Annotated in this window: 24 protein-coding genes; 11 read left to right on the plus strand and 13 right to left on the minus strand. The window is 66.5% G+C overall.

The genetic code is table 11. The features are described 5' to 3' along the window. Positions 1-149: 149 nt before the first annotated feature. Positions 150-1,289 carry a glycoside hydrolase family 172 protein gene (locus IEY07_RS15645; RefSeq protein WP_188896334.1) on the plus strand — a complete coding sequence of 380 codons (1,140 nt, stop codon included), beginning with the start codon at positions 150-152 and terminating at the stop codon, positions 1,287-1,289. An 87-nt stretch (positions 1,290-1,376) separates the two neighbouring features. Then, a complete protein-coding gene (locus tag IEY07_RS15650; RefSeq protein ID WP_188896335.1) occupies positions 1,377-1,829 on the plus strand; it encodes a LapA family protein in 453 nt (150 codons plus the stop codon). Between the two features lie 6 nt (positions 1,830-1,835). Here IEY07_RS15650 and IEY07_RS15655 read toward each other — a convergent pair whose 3' ends face one another. The 10 genes from IEY07_RS15655 to dnaA all read right to left on the minus strand — a co-directional run bounded on the left by IEY07_RS15655 (position 1,836) and on the right by dnaA (position 13,003). After that, a complete protein-coding gene (locus IEY07_RS15655; protein ID WP_188896336.1) occupies positions 1,836-2,420 on the minus strand; it encodes a DciA family protein in 585 nt (194 codons plus the stop codon). Then, positions 2,413-3,579 carry a DNA replication/repair protein RecF gene (gene recF, locus IEY07_RS15660; protein WP_188896337.1) on the minus strand — a complete coding sequence of 389 codons (1,167 nt, stop codon included), beginning with the start codon at positions 3,577-3,579 and terminating at the stop codon, positions 2,413-2,415. Before recF ends, IEY07_RS15655 begins: the two co-directional genes overlap by 8 nt. A gap of 168 nt (positions 3,580-3,747) precedes the next feature. After that, entirely contained in the window at positions 3,748-4,812 is a 1,065-nt protein-coding gene (gnd, locus tag IEY07_RS15665) for a phosphogluconate dehydrogenase (NAD(+)-dependent, decarboxylating) (protein ID WP_188896338.1), read from the minus strand. A gap of 382 nt (positions 4,813-5,194) precedes the next feature. Next, positions 5,195-6,355, minus strand: a complete 1,161-nt coding sequence (gene dnaN / locus IEY07_RS15670; protein WP_188896339.1) for a DNA polymerase III subunit beta — start codon at positions 6,353-6,355, stop codon at positions 5,195-5,197. Positions 6,356-6,490: 135 nt separating this feature from the next. Beyond that, positions 6,491-7,510, minus strand: coding sequence for a glycine betaine ABC transporter substrate-binding protein (locus IEY07_RS15675; RefSeq protein WP_188896340.1), 1,020 nt, complete (start codon positions 7,508-7,510; stop codon positions 6,491-6,493). A gap of 1 nt (position 7,511) precedes the next feature. Beyond that, positions 7,512-8,300 carry an ABC transporter permease gene (locus tag IEY07_RS15680; RefSeq protein ID WP_188896341.1) on the minus strand — a complete coding sequence of 263 codons (789 nt, stop codon included), beginning with the start codon at positions 8,298-8,300 and terminating at the stop codon, positions 7,512-7,514. After that, positions 8,300-9,595 carry an ABC transporter ATP-binding protein gene (locus IEY07_RS15685; RefSeq protein WP_188896342.1) on the minus strand — a complete coding sequence of 432 codons (1,296 nt, stop codon included), beginning with the start codon at positions 9,593-9,595 and terminating at the stop codon, positions 8,300-8,302. Before IEY07_RS15685 ends, IEY07_RS15680 begins: the two co-directional genes overlap by 1 nt. Further along, on the minus strand, positions 9,588-10,229 hold the full coding sequence (locus IEY07_RS15690; RefSeq protein ID WP_188896343.1) for an ABC transporter permease: 642 nt from the start codon (positions 10,227-10,229) through the stop codon (positions 9,588-9,590). Before IEY07_RS15690 ends, IEY07_RS15685 begins: the two co-directional genes overlap by 8 nt. Positions 10,230-10,756: 527 nt before the next feature. Beyond that, on the minus strand, positions 10,757-11,356 hold the full coding sequence (locus tag IEY07_RS15695; protein ID WP_188896344.1) for an rRNA adenine N-6-methyltransferase family protein: 600 nt from the start codon (positions 11,354-11,356) through the stop codon (positions 10,757-10,759). A 129-nt stretch (positions 11,357-11,485) separates the two neighbouring features. Continuing rightward, positions 11,486-13,003 (minus strand): chromosomal replication initiator protein DnaA, encoded by a 1,518-nt coding sequence (gene dnaA / locus IEY07_RS15700; protein WP_444543325.1) that lies wholly within the window; start codon positions 13,001-13,003, stop codon positions 11,486-11,488. Positions 13,004-13,764: 761 nt separating this feature from the next. Here dnaA and rpmH point away from each other — a divergent pair. The 6 genes from rpmH (at position 13,765) to rsmG (ending at position 17,271) form a co-directional block, all read left to right on the plus strand. Further along, positions 13,765-13,902 carry a 50S ribosomal protein L34 gene (rpmH, locus tag IEY07_RS15705; protein WP_188896345.1) on the plus strand — a complete coding sequence of 46 codons (138 nt, stop codon included), beginning with the start codon at positions 13,765-13,767 and terminating at the stop codon, positions 13,900-13,902. Between the two features lie 58 nt (positions 13,903-13,960). Then, positions 13,961-14,392, plus strand: a complete 432-nt coding sequence (gene rnpA, locus IEY07_RS15710; RefSeq protein WP_188896346.1) for a ribonuclease P protein component — start codon at positions 13,961-13,963, stop codon at positions 14,390-14,392. Positions 14,393-14,441: 49 nt separating this feature from the next. After that, positions 14,442-14,735, plus strand: coding sequence for a membrane protein insertion efficiency factor YidD (yidD, locus tag IEY07_RS15715; RefSeq protein ID WP_188896347.1), 294 nt, complete (start codon positions 14,442-14,444; stop codon positions 14,733-14,735). Further along, positions 14,735-15,859 (plus strand): membrane protein insertase YidC, encoded by a 1,125-nt coding sequence (gene yidC / locus IEY07_RS15720; RefSeq protein WP_188896348.1) that lies wholly within the window; start codon positions 14,735-14,737, stop codon positions 15,857-15,859. The genes yidD and yidC overlap by 1 nt, the downstream gene beginning before the upstream one ends. A gap of 214 nt (positions 15,860-16,073) precedes the next feature. Further along, positions 16,074-16,652, plus strand: a complete 579-nt coding sequence (locus IEY07_RS15725; RefSeq protein ID WP_229670188.1) for a Jag family protein — start codon at positions 16,074-16,076, stop codon at positions 16,650-16,652. A 10-nt stretch (positions 16,653-16,662) separates the two neighbouring features. Beyond that, the gene (gene rsmG, locus IEY07_RS15730) at positions 16,663-17,271 is read left to right on the plus strand and encodes a 16S rRNA (guanine(527)-N(7))-methyltransferase RsmG (protein ID WP_188896349.1); all 609 of its coding nucleotides are present in this window, start codon (positions 16,663-16,665) and stop codon (positions 17,269-17,271) included. Between the two features lie 151 nt (positions 17,272-17,422). Here rsmG and IEY07_RS15735 read toward each other — a convergent pair whose 3' ends face one another. After that, positions 17,423-18,292, minus strand: a complete 870-nt coding sequence (locus IEY07_RS15735) for an SDR family NAD(P)-dependent oxidoreductase (RefSeq protein ID WP_188896350.1) — start codon at positions 18,290-18,292, stop codon at positions 17,423-17,425. Positions 18,293-18,387: 95 nt separating this feature from the next. On the opposite strand from IEY07_RS15735, the gene IEY07_RS15740 reads away from it, so the two are divergent. The 3 genes from IEY07_RS15740 (at position 18,388) to IEY07_RS15750 (ending at position 21,479) form a co-directional block, all read left to right on the plus strand. After that, positions 18,388-18,954, plus strand: coding sequence for a TetR/AcrR family transcriptional regulator (locus tag IEY07_RS15740; protein ID WP_188896351.1), 567 nt, complete (start codon positions 18,388-18,390; stop codon positions 18,952-18,954). Positions 18,955-19,383: 429 nt separating this feature from the next. After that, positions 19,384-20,463, plus strand: coding sequence for a ParA family protein (locus IEY07_RS15745; protein WP_308422949.1), 1,080 nt, complete (start codon positions 19,384-19,386; stop codon positions 20,461-20,463). After that, the gene (locus IEY07_RS15750) at positions 20,460-21,479 is read left to right on the plus strand and encodes a ParB/RepB/Spo0J family partition protein (RefSeq protein ID WP_188896352.1); all 1,020 of its coding nucleotides are present in this window, start codon (positions 20,460-20,462) and stop codon (positions 21,477-21,479) included. Before IEY07_RS15745 ends, IEY07_RS15750 begins: the two co-directional genes overlap by 4 nt. Positions 21,480-21,554: 75 nt before the next feature. On the opposite strand, the gene IEY07_RS15755 is transcribed toward IEY07_RS15750, so the two are convergent. Then, positions 21,555-21,923: a DUF3817 domain-containing protein gene (locus IEY07_RS15755; RefSeq protein WP_188896353.1), complete on the minus strand. Its 369-nt coding sequence runs from the start codon at positions 21,921-21,923 to the stop codon at positions 21,555-21,557. Positions 21,924-21,933: 10 nt separating this feature from the next. Next, a complete protein-coding gene (locus tag IEY07_RS15760) occupies positions 21,934-22,860 on the minus strand; it encodes an SURF1 family protein (protein WP_188896354.1) in 927 nt (308 codons plus the stop codon). Positions 22,861-22,913: the final 53 nt, after the last annotated feature.

Consider the following 22,913-nt stretch of genomic DNA (forward strand, 5'->3'; position numbering starts at 1 on the left):
GGACCGATCACCTCCGGCCCGATCGTCCGCCGAACGGCACCGGTAGATTCTCGCTGTCGGCCTCCGGACCTGCGGATCGGGCCGAGCAGCGTTGCTTGTCCGTACGACTTTCCGAAAGTCTTTCCGAGCGTCCTGAGGTGACCACCACGATGTCCGATTCATCCGCCGTCCCACCCCTGTCGACCGGTCTGGCCGGCCTCTCCACGCTCCGCCAGGTGCAGACCCGATCGATCAGCCCGGAGAATTTCGACGGCTCGGTCGGCGGGGGCGGCCGAGCCACGGAGGGCACCGGCGCTCGGCCCGCCCGTGATCTCGGTCAGGGCTGGAAAGTGTCCCCGAGCGTCAACATCGGCGGCGGTGAGACCTTCGAACTCGGTCGGATCGACGGCGCGGGTCGGATCAACCACCTCTGGCTGACCACCCATTACGCCAACTGGCGGACCCTGATCCTGCGCGCCTACTGGGACGGCTCCGACGAGCCGGCCATCGAGGTGCCGTACGGGGACTTCTTCGCCTCCGGCTGGGGCCGGTTCGCCCAGGTCAACTCCGAGCCGATCGCCGTGAACCCCAACGGCGGCTTCAACTCCTACTGGCCGATGCCGTTCCTCGACGGCGCCCGGCTGACGCTGGAGAACACGTCGTCGGCCGACGCGACCGTCTACTACCAGATCACCTACGAGGTCGGCGGCGATTACACGGGCCAGGGCTACTTACACGCCCAGTGGCGGCGCAGCAATCCCTTGCCGGACAGGGAAAACCATCCCCTGCTGGTCGAGATCGAGGGCTCCGGCCACTACGTCGGCACGTACCTGGCCTGGGGTGTCAACTCCCCCGGCTGGTGGGGTGAGGGCGAGATCAAGTTCTACCTCGACGACGACGACCGCCAGTCCGACGGACGCTGGCCGACGATCTGCGGCACCGGCACCGAGGACTACTTCGGCGGTGCCTGGAATTTCGACGTCCCGGGCCAGGGCTACACCGAATTCTCCACGCCCTATCTCGGCCTGCCGCAGATCCTGCGACCAGACGGCCTGTACGAGTCCCAGCAACGGTTCGGCATGTACCGCTGGCACGTCCTGGACCCGATCCACTTCGCCACCCGGCTGAGTGTCGAGATCCAGGCGCTCGGCTGGCACAGCGGCGGCCGCTACCTGCCGCTGCACGACGACATCGCCTCGACCGCGCTGTTCTATCTGGACCGGCCGACGACGAACCGGCCACCGGCCCCGACCTTCGACACCATGGAGCTGGGCACCAACAGCGCAGCCGCGCCGCACACCAGCCGATAACTCCCCGCCGGTCACGCGCGTCGATGGCCAGAACCGGTCCAACCCTGCTGAACTTGGGTAGAAGCAATTCGGGAGGACGGAGGAGACATGACGTCTGACAAGCCAGAGGACGCCGCGACCACCGAGGAAACTCCGGGCGCGGCAGGCTCCGACCTCGAACCTGCCGAGGGTCGGACCGTCGGCCAGGGTGTCGAACCGGTGGCGCCCGACAAGCCCACCGACAGCACGGGAAGGCCCGGCACGCCGGCCAAGAAGGCTCCGGAGGTCCGCAAACAGACCCGGATCAGTGCGGCGTTCGTCGCACTCGCGGTCGGGATCATCGTTTTGGTGCTGCTGCTGATCTTCATCCTGCAGAACAACGAGACCACGACCGTGCGCTACTTCGGCGCCCAGGGCCATATGCCGCTCGGCGTCCTGTTGCTGTTCTCGGCCGCCGGCGGGGCACTGATCGTGGTGATCTTCGGCGCGGCCCGGATTGCTCAGCTGCACTGGCTGGCCCGCCGTGACCGGCGTACGACGGGAGCCAGGAAGAAGCCCTGAGCGGGGTCACCCGTAGGTGTCGCGCGGACCCCGCCCGTCGCGTACGGATCGACGTCCCTTCTTCCAGCTCGGGACGTCCGGTCCGATGATCTCCACCCGGGTGACCGTGCCGTCGCCGAGCAGCTCGTTGAGCTTGGCGACCAGTTGCGGCGCCATCGCGCGCAGTGAGGTCGCCCAGACCGTCGATTCCGCCTGCACCGTGACCACGGTGTCCTGGTAGCCGATCGGCGTGCTATGCGCGGCATTGACCGGCCCGACCAGGACCGGCCACCGGCCGAGCAGCAACCGTACGCTGATCTGCTTGGACCAGCCCTGGGACTCGACCAGCCGGTCCAGGGCCGAGCCGAGCAGCTGCGGGTCCCGGTCGTCGGGATGGGCGCCGGTCGATTGCGGGTCGACCGGACGCTGATGTTGTTTGGACCGCCGCCGGCGGTACTTGCCGCCGGCCACCGAACCCGCGATCGCCCGCGCCAGCCCCAACCCGGTCGGGTCGTGCTCCTCCTCCCGCCGAGGGGTCACAGATTCCTCAATATCTGCGGCGTGTCGGCGGTTGTCGGACTCCTCGACGGACCGATCCTGCGCGTCAGCCATCAGCGCCGTCCTCGGTGACCTCACCTGAGGCGACCCGGTAGCGCCGGCCGCCGAGTTGTTCGGGCACGTCCTCGGCCACCGCTGCGGTGATCAGCACCTGTTCGGCTTCGGTGATCTGGCCGGCCAGCCGGTCTCGCCGGGTCGCATCCAGCTCGGCGAAGACATCATCGAGCACCAGGACCGGTTCAATCCCGTCGGAACGCAGCAGCGCGAAGCTGCCCAGCCGCAGAGCCAGGGCCAGCGACCACGATTCACCGTGGCTGGCGTAGCCGCGGGCCGGCAGCTCACCGATGGTGAACAGAATGTCGTCGCGGTGCGGGCCTGCCAGTGAGATCCCGCGCTGGAGTTCGTCAGGCCGACGCTCGGTGAGCTTGTCCAGCAGCGCCTGGCGGAGCACGTCCTCCTCGGGCAGGCCTTCGCTGTCGTCGTACTCGATTGACGTGACGTATTCGGCGGCGATCAGGTTGTTGGTCGGGGCGATCTCGACGTACGCCTTGCCGGCCAGCGGCTGCAGCTCCGAGAGCGTACGCAATCGGGCCCGCAGCAGCGCTGCCCCGGCCTGGGCGAGATGGGAGTCCCAGACGTCCAGCGTGGTGGCGGCCTCCGCGATCACCTCCGTACGCCGACCGCCGGCACTGCGACCGGCCAGCGACTTGAGCAGCGTGTTGCGCTGCCGGAGCACCCGGTCGTAGTCGGCTTTGACCCCCGCCAGCCGCGGCCAGCGGGAGATGATCAGGGTGTCGATGAAACGGCGGCGTTCGCTCGGGTCGCCCTTGACGATCGCCAGGTCCTCCGGTGAGAACACCACCGTACGCAGCAGTCCGACGAGTTCGCGGGCCCGCGGCAGCGGCGACCGGTTCAGCCTGGCCTTGTTGGCCTTGCCCGGGGTGATCTGGATCTCCAGCTGCAGGCTGCGTTGATCATCGAGCCCCGCCTGCACGCGAGCCCGGAGTAAACCCTGTTCGGCGCCGGCTCTGACCAGTGGTGCCTCGGTGGCGACCCGGTGGGATCCCAAGGTGGACAGGTATTCCACCGCCTCGACCAGATTCGTCTTGCCCTGTCCGTTGGCGCCGACGAAGATCGTCACCCCCGGCCCGAGCGGCACATCCACCCCGCCGTAGGACCGGAAGTCCACGAGCTGCAGGTGGTCCACGAACATGGGTGGAGTCTAGTTAATTTGGCGGGGGGACGACCCCCTCGACCCCTGGGCGTGGTCGGCTCCAGACTCGACCGTCGGACCGGTTGCTTCGTACCTCGCAACCGGTTCGCGCTGACGCGCTCACGGCGTGCCGTCCCCGGCTCCACCTGACGACGGTCCTGTCGCCCACTACTTCTTGGCGGGGCGGTCGGCGTTCGCGCCGCCGGCCTCGAGGGAATCGCCGGCCGGCAGTTCGCGGTGGCCGCCGAACTGCTGGCGCATCGCCGAGAGCACCTGGTTGGCGAAATGGTCGTTGTCACGGGAGGCGAACCGCTCGAAGAGCGAGGCGGCCAGCACCGGAGCGGGTACGCCGACATCGACGGCAGCCTTGACCGTCCAGCGGCCTTCGCCGGAGTCCGAGACCCGGCCGGCCAGACCACCGAGCTCCGGATTCTCCTGTAGGGCGGCGGCGGTCAGGTCGAGCAGCCAGGACGAGATCACCGAACCGCGGCGCCACAACTCGGCGACCTTGGCGGTGTCGATGGTGAACTGGTAGAACTCCGGCTCCTCCAACGGGGCGACCTCAGCCGAGTGCTCGGTCTCCTTGAGACCGGCGTCGGCGTTGTCGAGGATGTTCAGGCCCTCGGCGAAGGCGGCCATGATCCCGTACTCGATGCCGTTGTGCACCATCTTGACGAAGTGCCCGGCGCCGGAGGGTCCGCAGTGCAGGTAGCCCTTCTCCTCCGGGGCCAGATCGCCGCCGCGGCCCGGGGTGCGGTCGATCTCCCCCGGTCCGGGAGCGATGGTCGCCAAGAGCGGCTCGATGGTCTGGAAGGCGTAGTCCGAACCGCCGACCATCAGGCAATAGCCGCGCTCCAGCCCGTACACACCGCCGCTGGTGCCGACGTCGACGAAATGGATGCCCTTGTCCGACAGGCTCTTGGACCGACGGACATCGTCGTGGTAGTTGGAGTTGCCGCCGTCGATGATGATGTCGCCCTCGGAGAGCAGCGGCTCCAGCTGGTCGATCACCCGACCGGTGATGCCGGCCGGGATCATCACCCAGACGACCTTGGGACTGCTGAGCTTGCCGACGAAGTCCTCCAGGCTGTCGCTGCCGACCGCACCCTCGTCCACCAGCGCCTTGACCGACTCCGGATTGGTGTCGGAGACCACGCACTCGTGGCCGTCGCGCATCAGTCGGCGGACGATGTTCGCGCCCATCCGGCCCAGACCGATCATCCCCAGCTGCATTCCGCTCCCCAATCTCTCCAGATCGTCACGTCCCGCGACACTCTACAAATACGAGGCGCAGCAACGCGGGGCGCCGTTGGCGAATATTCCGCGAACGCGCAACCTCAACCTTTGATCTCCGGTACTCCCGCTCCACTAAATCCCGGCGTGTCGCACCCGCAACCTCAAACGTTGATCTTGCGACCAGGCCGTGGGCGCGGACCGGGACCAACGGGAGAAGGGCTCGGGAGCGGCACCCTTGTGAGCGCCCCAGCGCGAACCGATTGCGAGGTACGAAGCAATCGCCCCGGCAGCCGACTGAGGAGTCTCCACGCCCGGGGGTCGAGGGGGTCGTCCCCCCGAACGCAGGACCGCCACCCAGATCGCGGCAGCGGCACCCAGCTCAACTCGGCAAACGCATGAGCATGATGACGTGGCGGTAGTCGCCGAGCGAGTCACCGTCGATCTCGTTCAGCCCGGTCAGCAGGCACGGCTTGCCTGGTGCGGTGAAAGCAAAATTCACGTACGGGGTGTCGATCACGCCGAGCGCATCGAGCAGATAGGTCGGGTTGAAGCCCGCCGCATCCAGCGCCGGCTCGCCACCGCCGACCGGCTCGATGGTGGCCTCGATCGCTTCCGACGCCTGGGCCTGGTCACCCGTCGCCGCCTCGAGAGTGATGCTGCCGTCGCCGATCAGCATCCGCAGCGACGTGTTCCGTTCGGCGACCAACGCAACCCGCTTGGCGGCCGAGATCAGCTCGGCGGTGCTGACTCGAACGTTCAGGGCGGACTGGGTGTTCATGATGTGGCGGACCTTGGGGAATTCGCCGTCCAGCAGCCGGGTGGTGGTCTGCCGTACGCCGCCGGCCCCGTGGCCCTCGAAACCGATGATGCCGTCGCCGGCACCGCCCGAGGACAGGCTGAGGGTGATCTCGTCGCCGGCGGACATCGAACGGGCGGTGTCGGCCAGCACCCGGGCCGGGACCAGCGCCGCAGTCGAGATCTGCGGGCTGCCGGGATTCCAGTTCAGTTCCTTCAGCGCCATCCGGTAACGGTCGGTGGCCAGCAGCGACAGCGTGTCGCCCTCGATCTCCAGCCGCACGCCGGTGAAGACCGGCAGCAGCTCGTCCCGGCCGGCCGCCACGACGACTTGGCCGACGGCCTGGGCGAACGCCTCGCTGGGGACCGTGCCGGTCGCCTCAGGCATATCGGGCAGGCTCGGATAGTCGCCGACCGGCAGCGCTTGCAGCGTGAACCGCGCGCTGCCGCAGGTGATCTCCATTCGGGTCTCGTCGGAGACCAGGTCAACCGGCTTGTTGGGCAGGGACCGGGAGATATCGGCCAGCAGCCGGCCCGAGACCAACGCCTGGCCTTCGTCACTGACCTGCGCGGCGACGTTGATCTGCGCCGAGGTCTCGTAGTCGAAGCTGGACAGGGTGACACCGGACTCGGAGGCAGTGACCAGCAGCCCGGCCAGGATCGGCACGCTCGGCCGGGTCGGCAGGCTGCGGGCCGCCCATTGCACGGCCTCGGCCAGCACATCACGCTCAAGTCGGATCTTCACTCTGCCTCCTCGCCACACCCAGTCCGGGCCCGACGATCATACCGGCGAGCACTGACCCGGCGCATCGGCTGCGCCGGGCCGATGTGGACGGCACGTCCTGATGCTCGATCGGACCGCCCGGCAGGACGGGACCGCTCAACTGATGAAGTGCTCCGACCGGAGCCAGTCCTGCGCCACCTGGGTCGGCGACTGGCCGTCGACGTCGACCTGGGAGTTGAGATCGGTCATGGTCTTGTCGGTCAGCTTGGCGGCCAGCGGATCGACCAGCCTGCGAACCTGCGGATACTTTCGCACGACTTCCTCGCGCCAGACGGCACAACCGTTGTAGGTGGGGAAGAAGTGCTGGTCGTCGGAGAGCACCGAGAGATTCAGCGCCGAGATCCGGCCGTCGGTGGTGTAGACCTCACCGAAGTTGCAGACGCCCTTGGCCGTCGCCGAGTAGATCGCGCCGGCGTCGAAGATCTTGACGTTCTTCTTCGGTACATCGGTGCCGTACTTGAGTCCGTACGCCTTCAGCATCGGCTGGAAACCGTCGCTCCGGCTGGCGAACTCGTCCTCCAGACAGAAGGTGCGATCCTTGACCGGCAGCTTCTTCAGATCGGCCAGACTGCTCACCCCGAGCTTCTTGGCCGTCGCTGCCGTGGTCGCCATCCCATAGGTGTCGTTCATCGGCGACGGGTCCGTCCAGACCAGCTTGTTCTCCTTGAGATCCCGGTCCCGGACCGCCACATACTGCTGATGGGGATCGCGGATCGGCTTGGATTCGCCCATATAGGTCAGCCACGCGGTTCCGGTGTACTCCCACTCGACGTCCACCTGGCCCGCCAGCTGGGCCTGGCGCGCGCTGGCACTGCCCGGGATGTTGGTCAAGTCCTCGACATCGGCGCCGGCTGATCGCAACAGGATCTCGACCATCTTGGCCAGCACCAACTGTTCGGTGAAGTTCTTGGAGCCGACACTGATGGTGGCTCCGTCCAGTCGCGGCACATCGGCCAGTTCGCCGGCCAGCTTGGCCGACGGGATGTAGCCGCCGGAGGTGCCCAGTCCGCAGGCACCCAGCGATGCCGCGATCGCAGTCACGACGACACCGGCGATGATCTTGAAGAGTGGTCGCGACTTGCTCAGCGGCCCTCGGATCGTGGTAGCCCTCCCCATGTCAGCGGATTCCCTTCGGACGGACGGCGTATTCCAGCAGTCGGCCGACCCAGTCGATGAGCAACGCCATCGAAGAGATCATCACGGCGCCGGTCAGCAGCACGCCGTTGCGGAACAGGCTCACCCCGGTCGTGATGTAGATGCCGAGGCCGCCGGCGTTGATGAACACGGCCAAGCTCGCGGTGCCGACCATCAGCACCAGGGCGGTCCGGATCCCCGCCAGGATCACCGGCACGGCCAGCGGGATCTCGATCCGCGCCAGGGCTGTGAAGGCTGACATGCCCATCCCACGCCCTGCCTCGACGAGAGTCCGGTCGACTCCGTCGAGTCCGACGATCGTGTTGCGCAGCACCGGCAGGATCGCGTACACACCCAGGGCCAGAATCGCGGTCCAGAATCCGAAACCCAGCCACATCGCAGCCAGTACCAGCAGGCCGATCGACGGGGCCGCCTGGCCACCATTGGCGAAGGCGAGCACCGGACCGGAGAATCTCCGCAGTCCCGGCCGGGTCAGCGCGATCCCGAGCGGGACAGCGATGATCATCACCAGCACCGTGCCGACGGCGGTCAGTTGTAGGTGCTGCCAGACGGCGGTGCCGAGGGCAGACCAGTTCATGGTCACCATCTCGGTCGAGTCGATAGCCGCGTTCAGTCGCCAGACCAGCCAGACCGCGAGCAGGATCGCTACGAAGATCGGGATGCCGAACAGTCCGATCGGCGGTCGGGACCGCTTCACCGAAGTCCGTTCCGCCGGGGCGGCCGGCGGTGCCGCTTGTTCGATGACAGCCATCAGTCGGCAGCCTCCGGGTCCGGCGCCTCGTGGTCTTGCCCCAGTTGATCTTGCCCCAGTTGATCTTGTTGCTGTTGATCTTGTTGCTGTTGATCTTGTTGCTGTTGATCACGATCGGCCTGGGCCTGGCTGGTCGTCGCCATCATGTGATCGGTGACCGCGGTGAAGTCGATCACGCCGAGGTATTCGTCGCGGCGTCCGGTCACGATCGCACCGGCATGGTTGTCGGTGAGCATCGTGTCCAGGGCATCGTTGAGCGTCGCCCGGCGGTCGACGGTGAGGATGTGATCATCGCCGGGGTCGACGACTGTCTGCTGGTGCCGTAGTTCCCGCAGGAAGATCCAGTCGCGCGGCCGACGGCGATCGTCGAGGACGATCACCGCCTCGTCGCGTGCGGCCTGGGCACGATCCAGCACCTCGGCGGCCGGCTCTCCGACGGTCGCGGTGGTCGGCTTCCTCAGCTCAACGTCGCTGACCCGGCTCAGGCTCAGCTGCTTCAGCGACGAACCGGCGCCGACGAAGTCCGCGACGAAGTCGTTGGCCGGGGCGGCGAGGATGTTCTCCGGAGTGTCGTACTGCTCGACATGGCCGCCCTCGGACAGCAGCAGGATCCGGTCACCCAGCTTGATCGCCTCGTCGATGTCGTGCGTGACGCAGACGATCGTCTTGTGCAACTCCTCCTGGATGCTCAACAACTCGTCCTGTAGCCGTTGCCGGGTGATCGGGTCGACGGCCCCGAAGGGCTCGTCCATCAAGATCACCGGCGGGTCGGCCGCAAGACCGCGGGCGACGCCGACCCGCTGCTGTTGGCCTCCGGATAGCTCGCGCGGGAACCGGCGCCGGTAGCGCGCAGGGTCCAGGCCGACCAGCTCGAGCAACTCGTCCACGCGCTCGGCGGTCCGTTTCTTGTCCCAGCTCAGCAGACCGGGCACCAGTGCGATGTTCTGGCCCACCGTCAGGTGCGGGAAGAGACTGCCGCCCTGGATGACGTAACCGATCTCGCGCCGGAGCTGATTCTCGTTGCGCCGGGTCGCGTCCTGGCCGCCGATCATGATCGTCCCGGCGCTCGGTTCGATCAGCCGGTTGATCATCTTGAGAGTGGTCGTCTTGCCGCAGCCGGACGGGCCGATCAGGATCACGATCTCCCCCGGAGGGATGTGCAGGTCGAGCGGCTCGACGGCCGCCCGTCGCTGACCGGGATACCTCTTGGTGACGCCGATCAGATCGATGGCGACTCCGGTGACGCCGTCGGCGCCTGCGGTGGACAGCTCGGACTGGGTCAGGGTGTCAGACACGGATCCCTCTCGAGGTGGTTGCACGGGACAGCAGCACCAGCAGGCCGTCGACGATCAGGGCGATGATCACGACGCCGAGTGTTCCGGTGACGGCGGAGGCGACGGCGCCGGCTCCGCCGATGTTGCTGAGTCCGCTGAAGATGTAGGTACCGAGCCCCGGTCCCAGCACGTAGGCCGAGATCGCCGCGATGCCGAAAGACATCTGCATGGAGATCCGGATCCCCGCAAGGATGACCGGCCAAGCGAGCGGCAACTGGATCCGGGCCAGGACTCGCGCCTGGCTCATGCCCATCCCGCGGGCTGACTCGACCAGGGAGGATTCGACCCCTTGCAGCCCGACGATCGCGTTGCGCAGGATGGGCAGCACGGCGTAGAAGCAGACCGCGATGAGCGCCGGCTGCCAGCCGATCCCGATCAGCGGGATCAGCACACCGAGCAGGGCGAACGACGGGATGGTCATCCCGATGGCGCTGATGGCATTGGCCACGCCGGCCAGCCGCGGAATCCGCAGGACCAGGACCGCCAGTGCGATGGCGATCACCGTCGCAATCACGACGGCCTGGATCACCAGGCTCGCGTGTTGGTAAGAGTTGTACAGGAGTTGGCCGGGTTGCTTCCTGATGAACTCCCACATACGTCTACGCCGCCGCCTTCTTGGTTGTCGTGACCGCCGGAGGTCGGTCAATCAGGCTTACAAGACCCGAGAGGAAACCACAGACGACGAAGAGTCGCGAATCGTCGTTATCTCGCCGTTACATCGTTGGAGGGCAAACCTGCGTTGTCCACCGCGCACACCCCCGGTGATTTCGAGTCATTGGAATATAGATGAATTCGTAGTAGTCGTAGCTTCTGTGGAACCGGGGGATAACCGCCATCTCCCCTGGTCACGAGCTAGTTGGCCTTGCTGGATCCACTGTGGAGAACGGTGAACTACACGGGGAGGATTTCGGGACCTGCAGCGCACGTGGCCCGGCTCTGTCCCGATCGGGTCAACATCCTGGCCGCGTGTCGTCCACAGTTATCCACAACGTTCTCCCCAGCTGTGCGTAGCGGTCTTCGGCCGATTCCGCAAGCCTTGGTGGGCGTCCGAAACCGGCGTCGTTCCCGTGCCCGGTCTCCTACGGCGTGCGCAGCTGCCTATAGCTGCCTCTGTGGCTGGTTCTACCGGCGGTCCGGACGTCTCCGCGTCGCCGGCAGCGGCGAGCGTCGGCTGATCCGTAGCACGGCGGCCGGGTGCGGGGGTGCCGGCTCGAAGGCGGCCGCCGGAATGCGTCCGGTCACCTCACACCCGAACCGGTCCTGCCCGGGCCCCGGCACGCCACGACGCGCGACGTCGGTGACCAGCCGACGGCTCAGGATCAGATCGGCGGACAGTAGACGACTGCCGGGCTCGGTGAGCATCCGGATGATCGACTTGGCGAGCGACCAGGGCGGATTCGCGACGACCTGGAACGGTCGCTGCGGCAGCCGGAAGTCGAGCAGGTCGAGCTCGATCACACGGACGGACTCGACAGCGGCGAAGCGTTGCCGAAGTTGATCAACCCGACCCGGATGCAGCTCGACCGCAAGCACCCGCGCCCCGGCCGTGGCCAGGGCGGTGGTGATCACACCGTCGCCGGCGCCAAGATCAACAACGAGCTGCCCCGGACGTACTCCCGCGTCGATGACAAGTTCCTGCGCCCATTCACGGCGCAGCCGGTGCCATCCCCAGAATCTCTGCTGTGCCGGAGATCCCGGCCGTCGCTGCCGTGTCCCGGACACGACGCACCATGATCATGAAGTACGTCACCATGATGGCGACGGTAGATCATCCGCGCCGGAACCCGCGAACGGTTTTCTGCGGCAGGATCCCATTGGGCGAGCCCGCAGGTCGCGGTCAGCGGCAGAAGCTCAGCCTCTTGCGGCAGTCTGCTTGATACGGTTCGTCAGTTCGGTGACCTGGTTGTAGACGCTGCGCCGCTCCCCCATCAGGGTACGGATCTTGCGATCGGCGTGCATCACGGTGGTGTGATCGCGGCCGCCGAACTGCTGGCCGATCTTGGGCAGCGACAGGTCGGTCAGCTCACGGCACAGGTACATCGCGATCTGGCGCGCAGTCACCAGGACGTGCGTACGGCTCTGGCCGCACAGGTCGTCGATGCTCAGACCGAAATAGGACGCGACCTGACCCATGATCATCCCCGAGGTGATCTGCGCCTCGCCGCCCTCCGGAATCAGATCCTTCAGGACGACCTCCGCCAGGCCCATGTCGACCTGCTGCCGGTTCAGGCTGGCGAACGCCGTCACCCGGATCAGTGCGCCCTCGAGCTCGCGGATGTTGGTCTGGATCTTGGAGGCGATGAATTCCAGCACGTCCGGCCCGGCGGTGAGCCGCTCCTGGGCGGCCTTCTTGCGCAGGATCGCGATCCGGGTCTCCAGATCAGGCGGCTGGATGTCGGTGATCAGCCCCCACTCGAACCGGCTGCGCAGCCGGGCTTCCAGCGAGTCCAGCAGTTTCGGCGGCCGATCGGAGGTCATCACGATCTGCTTCTGGGCGTTGTGCAGCGTGTTGAAGGTGTGGAAGAACTCTTCCTGGGTCTGTTCCTTGCCCTCCAGGAACTGGATGTCGTCGACCAGCAGCACCTCGACGTCGCGGTACTTGCGGCGGAACTGATGGGTCTTGTTGTCGGTGATCGCGTTGATGAAGTCGTTGGTCAGCTCTTCGGTGGACACGTAGCGGACCCGGGCCCGGCTGAAGTAGTTGCGGACGTAGTGGCCGAGAGCGTGCAGCAGGTGGGTCTTGCCCAGCCCGGAGTCGCCGTAGATCATCAGCGGGTTGTACGCCTTGCCCGGTGACTCGGCGACTGCGACGGCGGCGGCGTGGGCGAATCGGTTGGAGCTGCCGATGACGAACGTCTCGAATGAGTACTTGGGGTTGAGCCGCGAGTCGTCGCGCCGGCTCCGGTCGGTCGACTCTCGGTCTATTCCGTCACGGTACGGGTCGCTGCCCGGCGCGCTCGGGGAGAAGGTTCCCGCGGCCGGGGTCAGGTCGGACAGGTCCGGGCGGTGCATTCCGTCCAGCAGGCCTTCGACCGGACTGTTCAGCGGATCGTCGACGGACGGGCCGTACTCGCTGCTGCGGAAGTCGCGCTGGGTGTAGGCCGGCTCGACGTAGTCGTCGTCGGGACGCAACCGCACGTCCAACGGTGCTTCCAGCGGCCGATCGGCGGGCGCCTCCTGCGGAGCGTCCACGCCGACGTCCGGAACCCGGTCCGGTGTCGTCCCCGGCGGTTGCTCGGCCAGCGCCTTGTCGACGATCACCGCCACCTTGGTCGGCTGTCCGAAGAATTCGGCCAGCACCGTCTCGATGGCTTCGCGGTACCGGGTCTCCAGACGTTCCCGGTTGAATTCCGACGGTACGGCGACCATCAAGGTGTGCTCGTGCAGCGTCAGCGGTTTGCTGTTGTTGAGCCAGATTCGTTGCTCGGGAGTCAACTCTTCTCGGACGCATCTCCAGGCTGTGCTCACCTGGTGGGCCAGATCCCGGGCCTCGGGTTGAAGGCCCTGGGCCTGAGGTGCCTGTTCCTGACGTTGGTCCGGTCGTCGGCCCAGGTCGTCGGCCCCGTCCTGATGCTGGGACTCCTCGGTCACTCGATCTCCGCCTACGGCTTCCCGGTAGCTGTGGTGCCTGGGTCGGTTGCAGGTGCGAGAGTGCGGCACACCACCAGCAGCGACGGTCAGGCTTGGGTCAGGTCGGATGCCGGAGCATCCGAGGAAGCATCCATCGTCACCGATCGATGCATCCGGTCACTTTAGTTGTTTCCACACATCTGTCCACAGGCTGTGCACGGGCAGCGGAATCACGTCCGCCCATCTGCGACGAGGGGTGGGTCCGTACTCTGTGGGGCCTGCTTCTGACCTGACGTGCAAGGACAACCGGCAGACCGTGAACCTAGCAATCGAAGGTTCCAAGTCGCAAGAAACGCCGATAAAGTTCCGGCTGTTCCGGCGTGTCGCGTGGACAAGGCCCGACCCGGGCCTCAGTTTGACCCTGACGGTGCCGTTGCGTACCGTAGACCGGTCAGAAGTTTGCCGCCTCGAACCTGACGAGGAAGCAGACCGCGACCCAGATTCCGCGCCTGGCACTCGGGCGACGGTCCTACAGATGCAACCGAACGTCGGAGTAACCCGTGAGCAAGCGCACTTTCCAGCCGAGCAACCGGCGCCGTAGCCGTACCCATGGTTTCCGTCACCGGATGCGCACCCGTGCCGGTCGCGCCGTCCTGGCCGCCCGCCGGCGCAAGGGTCGCGAGCGCCTGGCCGGCTGACGCCTGCCAGTCGCGCCGTCCCGGACGAGATCACGAATCAGACAGTGGGTGATGTCCGGTGCTGCCGCGGTCGGTGAGGATGCGGTCCGGTGCGGACTTCACCCAGACCGTACGACGCGGCCACCGGATCGGCACCCGCACGCTGGTGCTGCACTCGGTCGTCGACGAGGGCACCGCTGGACCCGAGGGGCAGCAGGGGCCGCTGGTCGGCTTCCTGGTGTCGAAGGCTGTCGGTACGGCGGTGGTCCGCAACCGCGTGAAGCGTCGGCTACGCCACCTCGTCGCCCAACGACTGGACGGTACGCCGCCGGTGGCCCGGGTAGTCGTCCGGGCACTGCCCGCGGCGGCCACCGATCCCGACCGGGTGCCGGACGATCTGGGCTACGCATGGTCTCGAATTGCCCGACAGTGGCAGCCTGGATACCAACCGGCAGGCTCGCGCCACGGACGCCGGACTCCGCAACCCCCGGACGGGGAGGACGCATGCTGACCCACGGACCGATCCGGGCTGCTCGCCCGCCCCGGGAAGGCGCACGGCGATGAAATACCTGCTGATCGGATTCCTGAAGGCCTACCGACTGGTCATCAGTCCGCTCTACGGCAATGTCTGCCGCTACTACCCGAGTTGTTCGGCGTACGCCCTCACCGCGGTCCAGACCCATGGCGCGGCCAAAGGTAGCTGGCTGGCAACCCGGCGATTGCTGCGGTGCCACCCCTGGGCGCGTGGCGGTTACGACCCGGTGCCGGGCACCGATCCCGAACACGACGCCGCACCTGGCCAAGCGCACCAGCACGCGCACCAGCACGCGCACGAGAAAGAGATGGTGAACTGATGGAGACCCTCCTTCCCCTGTTGGCCCCGTTGAGTATCGGGTCGGCACTGGGGAGCTTCTTCAACACCATCTTCACCCCGCTCTACTGGGCGGTCTCGGGCATCCTGGTGTTCTTCCACCACATCTGGTCGCCGCTGTTGGGCACCGGGTCCGGGTGGAACTGGGCGCTGTCGATCATCTGCCTGACCGTGGTCATCCGGATCATCCTGATCCCGCTGTTCGTCCGGCAGATCCACTCCTCGCGCAAGATGCAGCTGCTCCAGCCGAAGATCCGAGAGCTGCAGAAGAAGTACGGCCATGACCGGGAGCGCCTCGGCCAGGAGACGATGAAGCTCTACCGCGAGGAGAACGCCAACCCGATGGCGTCCTGTCTCCCGCTGCTGCTGCAGTCGCCGATCTTCATCGCCCTCTATCGGGTGTTGATCGGCGCCTCGCAGATCAATCCGAAGACCGGGCTGCCGACCGCGCACGGTTACTGGCTGGAGCGCGACCCCGGTCTGCTGACCTCGCTGAACCGGTCCGAGGTGTTCGGTGCCCGGCTCGCGGACAAGTTCTGGCCGGTGCACTCGCTGGGCAACGTGCAGCTCGTCGCCGCCGTGATGATCGTGATCATGACAGCCACGATGTTCTACACGCAGCTGCAGCTGACCCGCAAGAACATGCCCAAAGAGGCCATGGAAGGCCCGATGGCACAGCAGCAGAAGATGATGCTGTACCTCTTCCCGCTGATCTTCGTCTTCATGGGCGTCAACATCCCGATCGGCGTGCTCTTCTACTGGGTGACCTCGCAGCTGTGGACGATGGGCCAGCAGTACTACGTGATTCGCAACAATCCGCTCCCCGGCACCGATGCGTACGTGGCCTGGGAGGAGCGCCAGCGGCGCAAGGGTCTCGACCCCCGCGAGGTCGCGGCGCAGAAGGATGCGCGCGCCAACGGCAGGCCCAAGACCGTCGCCACCTCGGGTTCGGTTGTCGGACGCCAGTCCAATGGCTCAGCGGCCACCAATGGTGCGGCCGACGGAGCTGTCAACGGCCAGTCCGGCCCGGTCCGGCAGGCGCCGGTACGCCAACAGCCGGTCCGGCAGCAGCCCCGGCGACAGCCACGATCTCAACGCAAGAACTGACCCAGATTTCAGCTGCCCGGACACTCCCTGCGGAGCGGGCGCCCGATGGCAGGTCCGCCCTGCCCCGTGACAGGAGGAAGCCGTGGTTGACGGCCAGCAAGAAACCACCGTTGTCGAGGATTCTGCCGAGGAGTCGGTCGAAGTGACCCGCACCGATCTCGAGCACGGAGGGGACGGCGGCCAGGGCGAGTCGGCCGAAGGAGCCGCGGCCGACGTGACCGGCGAGGACGTCGCGGCCGGCGGCGAGCGCGCTGAGTCTGACACCGATGCTGATGCTGGTGCCGACGCTGATTCCGCGGGCGACGACTCCGAGGACGACGCGGGGGATGACGAGTCGGACAACCCGTTGGACACCGAGGGTGAGATCGCCGCTGACTATCTCGAGGAACTGCTGGACATCGCCGACCTCGACGGTGACATCGACACGTTCGTCGAGAACGGCCGGGCCCATGTCTCGGTGCTGACCGACTCCGATGTCCTGGTCGGCACGGACGGCGAGGTTCTCGAGGCGCTGCAGGAGCTGACCCGGCTCGCTGTGATCACCGAGACCGGTAACCGCAGCCGGCTGATGCTGGACATTGGCGGCTATCGGGAGCGTCGCCGCAAGGCGCTGACCGAGCTGGCGACCGACGCGGTCCAAGAGGCCAAGGACTCCGGCGAGGCGGTCCGCCTGGCGCCGATGAATCCGTTCGAGCGCAAGATCGTCCACGACGTCGTCGCCGGCGCCGGCCTGACCAGTGAGTCGGAGGGTGAGGAGCCGCAGCGCCGGGTCGTGATCCTGCCGGGCGTGTGAGCACGACGCCGTGACTGCGGAACTCGCTCGGGAGGTATTCCCCAACTTCGAGGCAATAAGTCAATATGTCGACATATTGCTAGATCGAGGAACCTCTTGGGGATTGATCGGGCCGCGAGAGGCCGACCGGATCTGGGATCGGCACGTGCTGAATTCAGTGGCCATGGCCGACCTGGTGGCCGACGGCGTCTCGGTGGTCGATGTCGGCAGCGGCGCCGGGCTGCCGGGAATCCCGCTGGCGATCCGTCGTCCCGACCTGCAGATCACGCTCCTGGAGCCGCTCCTGCGACGGGCCACCTTCCTCGCCGAGGCAGTCACCGAGCTCGGCCTGACCGACCGCGTGACCGTGGTGCGCGCGCGAGCGGAGGACCACGACGCCCAGTACGACGTGATCACCGCCCGTGCGGTCGCGCCACTCCCCCGGCTGTTGACCTGGTGTCTGCCGCTGATGCGTCCCGCCGGAGAACTGCTGGCTCTGAAGGGCAGCTCGGCGGCCGACGAGATCGATCAGTCCCGACAACTGCTGACGAAGCGTCGGCTGTACGCCGATGTGGTCAGTGTCCGGGCGCATCCGAGGGCGGAGTCGACCCAGGTGGTACGCGTCCGGGCCGTCCGCTGAGACCCTGCCCAGCTCTTGATCACTCCGGCCGGATGCTGTTGATCACAGTCCTCGCTGATCACAGTCCTCGTTGATCATTGTCTGGTTGATCATGAAGTCCATGATGAACCGTCAGATCTCTTACCTGGTTGACATTTCTCACTGTCCGAGCTCACTGTCCGAGTCGACCCAGTGGATCGATCTGTCCCGGGGTCGCGTCGTCTGCGACGGTTGACTGGGAGAGTTCACGCCAGTGCTCGTCCTGACTGAGCTGGGCCCTCGCCGCCGCGGTGGCGTAGGCGTACGCCTCCGGACCTATCAGCAGTCGCAGGGGCGGATTGTCTTCCTTGATCAGATCGACGGCGACCCGGGCGACCTTGTTGGTGTCGTTGGCAGCGAGCTGGGCGCTGTTGTGCATGGCCGCGGCTTGGCCGACAGTCTGTTGATACTCCGGGCGGATGGCATCCACCCGCATCGAGGGCCCGGCCCAGTCGGTGCGCATGCCACCCGGCTCGAGGACGGTGACCTTGATGCCGAGCGGTGCGACTTCGGCGGCAAGCACCGAGGAGAATCCGCCGACCGCCCACTTGGCCGACTGGTAGGCGGCCAGGCCCGGAGTCGCGAGCCTGCCACCGACCGACGAGACTTGGATGATGTGGCCGGATCTCTGCTGGCGCATCAGCGGCAGCGCCGCCTGGGTCAGCCGGACGACGCCCAGGAGGTTCGTGTTCAGCTGGGCGGTGAAGTCGTCGAGGGCGACATCTTCGATTGGAGCGATGTTCGCGTAGCCCGCGTTGTTCACCAGGACGTCCAGGCGACCGAACCGGGACAGTGCAGTCGTAACGGCCGCGCGGGTCGCGTCCGTGTCGGTGACGTCGAGCGACACGACGGCCAGGCGGTCCCCGACGGTCTGCTGGAGGTCCGCCAAGGCATCGAGGTGACGGACTCCGGCGACGACGTGGTGTCCGCTCTCCAGCGCGGCTGCGACGATCGCCCTGCCGAGACCGCGGGAGGCGCCGGATACGAGGAAGACGGAAGACATACGGGTATCTCCATTCACTAACCAGTTGGTTAGTTACAGTGAACACCTCATCGTCTTGATAATCAACTGTCTGGTTAGTTGATATACTGGGCACTATGGAGCGCGACGCCGAGGCGACCAAGCGCCGGCTCATTGACGCCGCGACCAAGGAGTTCGCGGCGTACGGGATCGCAGGAGCGCGGGTCGACCGGATCGCCGCCGACGCCAAGTCGAACAAGGCGCAGATCTACCACTACTTCGGGAGCAAGGATGCGCTCTTCGACGCCGCATTCTCCGATATGGCCAGGGGCACGGTTGACGACGTGCCGATCGACGCCCACGATCTGCCGGAGTACGCAGGACGGCTGTACGACTCCTACGAACGGCGGCCGTGGGTTCGGCGGCTCGTGACGTGGTACTTGCTCGAGCGTGCCGACGGATCTCAGGGATTGGTCGAGGCCGTTGTCGAGAGCAACTCGGCGAAGGTGGCGGCGATTGCCCAGGCCCAGCGCGATGGCGCCTTGGACGACGCATTCTCTGCGGCGGAGGTGCTCGGCCTGGTCGTCCATGTGTCACTGCTGTGGGCCGTGAGCCTTCCGGAATATCTCGCCGTGCTTGGACCAATTGACGATGCCCGTCGTCGACAGATCGTCGTCGACGCCGTGCGGCGCCTGATCGGCTGACCCGAGTCGCCCGAGATGACCCTGGCCGAGTCGTTGTCGACCTGAGCCGTTATCGACCGAGGCGCTGGTTGTCCGCTGGACCCTGACCCGGACCCGGCACGCCTGCGAGGGACCGTCGGCGGCTTCTTGTAGCGTTGGGCCGACACCACCGTTGGGGTGGTTTCGGAGTGAGGGTAGATGTCGACGAATTCCCCGAGTGTGGGTCGGGCCGGCGAGACTGGGCTGGGTTGGCCGCGCCGTCCGAAGATCAGCCGACTCCTCGGTTGGCCGTTCGGGTCCAAGACGGTCGATGGCGAGGATTCGAATTCGACCGATGTTTCACGTGGAACGTCCGCGGCGCCGGGCGGTGGCGAGGTCGGCAACACCGCATCACCGGAGGATGTTGAGCCCCCGGCGGGTACCAGTGCCGCGACGGTCGTAGAGCCGGCGATGCCCGTCACCCCCTCGGTACCCGACGATCACCCGCGGGAGAACTTGGCCGACGGTAACCCGTCGGACGGGACGGCGGCAGAGCCCACGGCCGCAACGTCGAGCTTCACCTTGCCGCCAAATGGTGCCGGGGAAGCACCGATCGCCGCCGAACCGGTCGTGCGACCGCGACGCGCCAAGCTTGAGATCCCGGCATCTCAAGCGAGCCCGCCGCCTGTCGATGCCGATGAGGGCACCACCGGCCCCGTTTCACGTGGAACGGGGCGGCGCGTCGAGCCGATGCCGGCTCCAGAGTCAACCCGGATCATTGTGGTGGCAAACCAGAAGGGCGGCGTGGGAAAGACCACCACATCGGTCAATCTGGCCGCCGGCCTAGCTCTCGGCGGGCTCGAGGTCCTTGTCGTCGATCTCGATCCTCAAGGCAACGCCTCAACCGCCCTCGGGATCGAGCACGGACAGGGCGTGAGAGGGACGTACGAAGTCTTGATCGACGGCGACGAGATCGCCGACCTGGTCGTGGACTCGCCGGAGGCGCCCGGACTCAAGGTACTCCCCGCCACGGTTGACCTGGCCGGCGCCGAAATAGAGCTTGTCTCGGTCGTCGCGCGGGAGAACAAGCTCAAGCGGGCGCTGCGGAGCTATTTGTCTGAACATCCGACCGACTACGTGCTGCTCGACTGCCCGCCGTCGCTCGGACTCTTGACCCTCAATGCGCTGGTCGCTGCACGCGAGGTACTGATCCCTATCCAGTGCGAGTACTACGCGCTCGAGGGAGTGTCGCAATTGATGACCACGATCGATCTCGTGATGGCCGAGCTCAACGACGAACTTCAGTTGAGCACAGTGCTCTTGACGATGTTCGACGGGCGGACGCGGCTGGCATCGCAGGTCGCCGACGAGGTCCGCTCGTACTTCAGTGAGCAGACTCTGCCGACTGTGATTCCGCGGTCCGTGAGGATCTCCGAGGCGCCCAGCTACGGACAAACTGTCATCACGTATCACCCGGACTCGGCCGGCGCCGTGTCATACCTCGAGGCCGCCAGGGAACTTGCCCGACGCGGTGTGAAGGAGAACGCATGAGCAACGCAGCCCCTCGAGGACTCGGCCGCGGACTCGGACAACTCCTCCAGCGCTCCGAGCCCACCGCGGACCGTGCGCCCAGCCCCCCGGACGACCGCAGGAATGAGGTCACGGTCACCTCAGCCGACGCCGCTCGCTCGGACTCGGGAAAGCAGGAGCATGACGCAGCGCAGGCAGCAGCCGCGAGCCAAGTGCAAGTACCCGAGGGTTCGTACTTCGCGGAGCTACCGGTACGGAGCATTCGCCCGAATCCCAAACAACCACGGACGGTCTTCGACGAAGACGAGCTGAATGAGCTCGTGGCCTCGATCGCGGAGGTCGGCCTCCTGCAACCCGTCGTCGTACGACCGCTCGATTCCGACGGGGGTGAGGCGGCCTATGAACTGGTGATGGGTGAGCGTCGCTGGCGCGCGACCCAGGCGGCCGACCTGGACGTGATCCCGGCGATCGTCCGGCGGACCGAGGACGCCGACCTTCTTCGGGATGCCTTGTTGGAGAACCTCCACCGCAGCCAGCTCAACCCGCTGGAGGAGGCTGCTGCCTATCAGCAGATGCTCCAGGATTTCGATTGTTCGCAAGAAGAGCTGTCCAAGCGGATCAAGCGGTCCCGTCCCCAGATCTCCAATACCATCCGGCTGCTCAAGCTGCCACCGACCGTCCAGCGCCGAGTCGCGGCCGGGGTACTGAGCGCCGGCCACGCCCGAGCGCTGCTGATGATCGAAGACCAGCCCGGCCAGGAACGGCTGGCTCAGCGCATCGTCGCAGAAGGACTCTCGGTCCGCGCGACGGAGGAACTGGCCGCACTGGGCGATGGCACCAGTCAGGATCGCCCAGAGCGCAGCCGATCGAAGCGCGAGCCGTCAGCGCAGGCGACCGAGCTCGCCGCAGAACTCTCCGACCGGCTGGAGACGCGAGTCCGGGTGGATCAGGGGCGCGGGCGTGGGAGGATCACGATCGAATTCGCATCCGATGAGGACCTGGAGCGGATCGCGGCCTTGCTGGTCCGGAACAAGTAAGAAAAGCTGGAGATGAGGAACAGCTATAGAGATTTGTCGACAAATCGCTATAGCTGTTAAGAGGTATGCGGTGGGTCAGGACTCAGTTTCTGCTTCGGCGGCCTGACCTTCGCGCTCCCGTTCCCGCTCTCGCTCCTCGACCAGCGGGATCCGAATGCGAGCGTCCTTCGTGGCGTAGTGCTCGGCAACGAATGTCACGAACGGGACCGTACCGGCGAGCGCAATCAGGATGATCCGCCACCACGGCCAGCGCACCCGGCGGCCGAGGTCGACCGCGGTGATGATCAGCAGCATGTAGAGCCAGCCATGAGCGACCCCGGCGACGCTGACCAGTCGGTCGTCGCCTGCCCACACCTGCAGGGGGATGCCGATGCACACGAGAACGACCAGCAGGCAGCCGACGATGTAGGCCATCACCCGATATCGGGTCAGAGCACCGCGCATGATTACTACTCTATGTCGTAGTCCGGTCGCTCGCGGAATCGGTGTTCGCCTGCTGCCTCCGGGCGCTCATCACCGGCTCAGCCGCAGGGTTCGTGATCGACATCAGGCCGGACCCGCCGACCGTGCCAGGATGTGCATCCTTCTTCTGCGAGGGTGTGGCTCCGGCGCCGTCCCTATCCCCGCGTATCTCGTCGTCTGTGTCTCCGCCCATCAGGCCGCCGTTGCGGCCGAAGTCACGCGCCATCCTGACTCCGAACCAGATGGCGAATGCTGCGAAGACCCACCATTGCAGGGCGTAGAAGCCATTCTGTAACCGCCCGTGCGACGAAGGCAGACTGACGACGACCGGCTGAAGGGATTGCGCCCGCGACTGGTCGGCTCCGAGGGTGGCGAAGCCGTTCACGAGCAGGCCGTTCCACTGTTGGGTCAGCGTCGGCAGTACGACGGTCGTCGGCTGGGCGCTCGGATCGGCCGGGTCCGGATTGGATCCCTCCGACGGCATGAAGATTCCGGTTCCGGACACCTGGCCGGTCGGCGGGGCGGGCGCGTCCCTGCCGACAACCATGCCCCGGACGACGGGCAGGATGCCGCCGTCGGGCAACCGCAGACCGGTCAGCACCCGGTAGCGGTCGCCCGACCCGGTAGGTATCAGTTCTTGCAGTGCCTTGTCGTAACTGCCGGAAAAGCTGACCTGTCGGCCGTAGGCGTCGCCAACCTGCTGACCGGGCCGCGCGACCGAGTCGAGCGCGACGGCCGGCGCGGAGGCGCGTTCCGCTGCCTGTTTCTGACCCTGGGCGTTGTAGACGCCGAGCTGCCACAGGCCAAGGCCGACCATGACGGCGGCCAGGACGAGCCCGAGCAGCACGATTCCCAGCTGTCGCAGGATCAAGGGGGCCCGGGACACCGGGGGAGTGTCGACCTCGGGTGTTGAGCTCATCGTGCGGGTCTCATCGTGCGAGTCTCATCGTGTGGGCTTCGTCGTGTGGGCTT

Source organism: Microlunatus endophyticus (assembly GCF_014646195.1).
GTDB lineage: Bacteria > Actinomycetota > Actinomycetes > Propionibacteriales > Propionibacteriaceae > Microlunatus > Microlunatus endophyticus.

Coding starts and splice junctions, on each gene's coding strand:
- recF (WP_188896337.1), bottom strand. CDS start 3,579: ATGTTCGTGGACCACCTGCAGCTCGTGGACTTCCGGTCCTACGGCGGG.
- IEY07_RS15690 (WP_188896343.1), bottom strand. CDS start 10,229: ATGTGGGAGTTCATCAGGAAGCAACCCGGCCAACTCCTGTACAACTCT.
- IEY07_RS15645 (WP_188896334.1), top strand. CDS start 150: ATGTCCGATTCATCCGCCGTCCCACCCCTGTCGACCGGTCTGGCCGGC.
- IEY07_RS15675 (WP_188896340.1), bottom strand. CDS start 7,510: ATGGGGAGGGCTACCACGATCCGAGGGCCGCTGAGCAAGTCGCGACCA.
- IEY07_RS15650 (WP_188896335.1), top strand. CDS start 1,377: ATGACGTCTGACAAGCCAGAGGACGCCGCGACCACCGAGGAAACTCCG.
- IEY07_RS15750 (WP_188896352.1), top strand. CDS start 20,460: ATGAGCAACGCAGCCCCTCGAGGACTCGGCCGCGGACTCGGACAACTC.
- dnaA (WP_444543325.1), bottom strand. CDS start 13,003: ATGGTCGCCGTACCGTCGGAATTCAACCGGGAACGTCTGGAGACCCGG.
- IEY07_RS15740 (WP_188896351.1), top strand. CDS start 18,388: ATGGAGCGCGACGCCGAGGCGACCAAGCGCCGGCTCATTGACGCCGCG.
- IEY07_RS15760 (WP_188896354.1), bottom strand. CDS start 22,860: ATGAGCTCAACACCCGAGGTCGACACTCCCCCGGTGTCCCGGGCCCCC.
- IEY07_RS15745 (WP_308422949.1), top strand. CDS start 19,384: ATGCCCGTCACCCCCTCGGTACCCGACGATCACCCGCGGGAGAACTTG.
- IEY07_RS15735 (WP_188896350.1), bottom strand. CDS start 18,292: ATGTCTTCCGTCTTCCTCGTATCCGGCGCCTCCCGCGGTCTCGGCAGG.
- IEY07_RS15655 (WP_188896336.1), bottom strand. CDS start 2,420: ATGGCTGACGCGCAGGATCGGTCCGTCGAGGAGTCCGACAACCGCCGA.
- IEY07_RS15680 (WP_188896341.1), bottom strand. CDS start 8,300: ATGGCTGTCATCGAACAAGCGGCACCGCCGGCCGCCCCGGCGGAACGG.
- yidD (WP_188896347.1), top strand. CDS start 14,442: ATGAAATACCTGCTGATCGGATTCCTGAAGGCCTACCGACTGGTCATC.
- yidC (WP_188896348.1), top strand. CDS start 14,735: ATGGAGACCCTCCTTCCCCTGTTGGCCCCGTTGAGTATCGGGTCGGCA.
- IEY07_RS15755 (WP_188896353.1), bottom strand. CDS start 21,923: ATGCGCGGTGCTCTGACCCGATATCGGGTGATGGCCTACATCGTCGGC.
- gnd (WP_188896338.1), bottom strand. CDS start 4,812: ATGCAGCTGGGGATGATCGGTCTGGGCCGGATGGGCGCGAACATCGTC.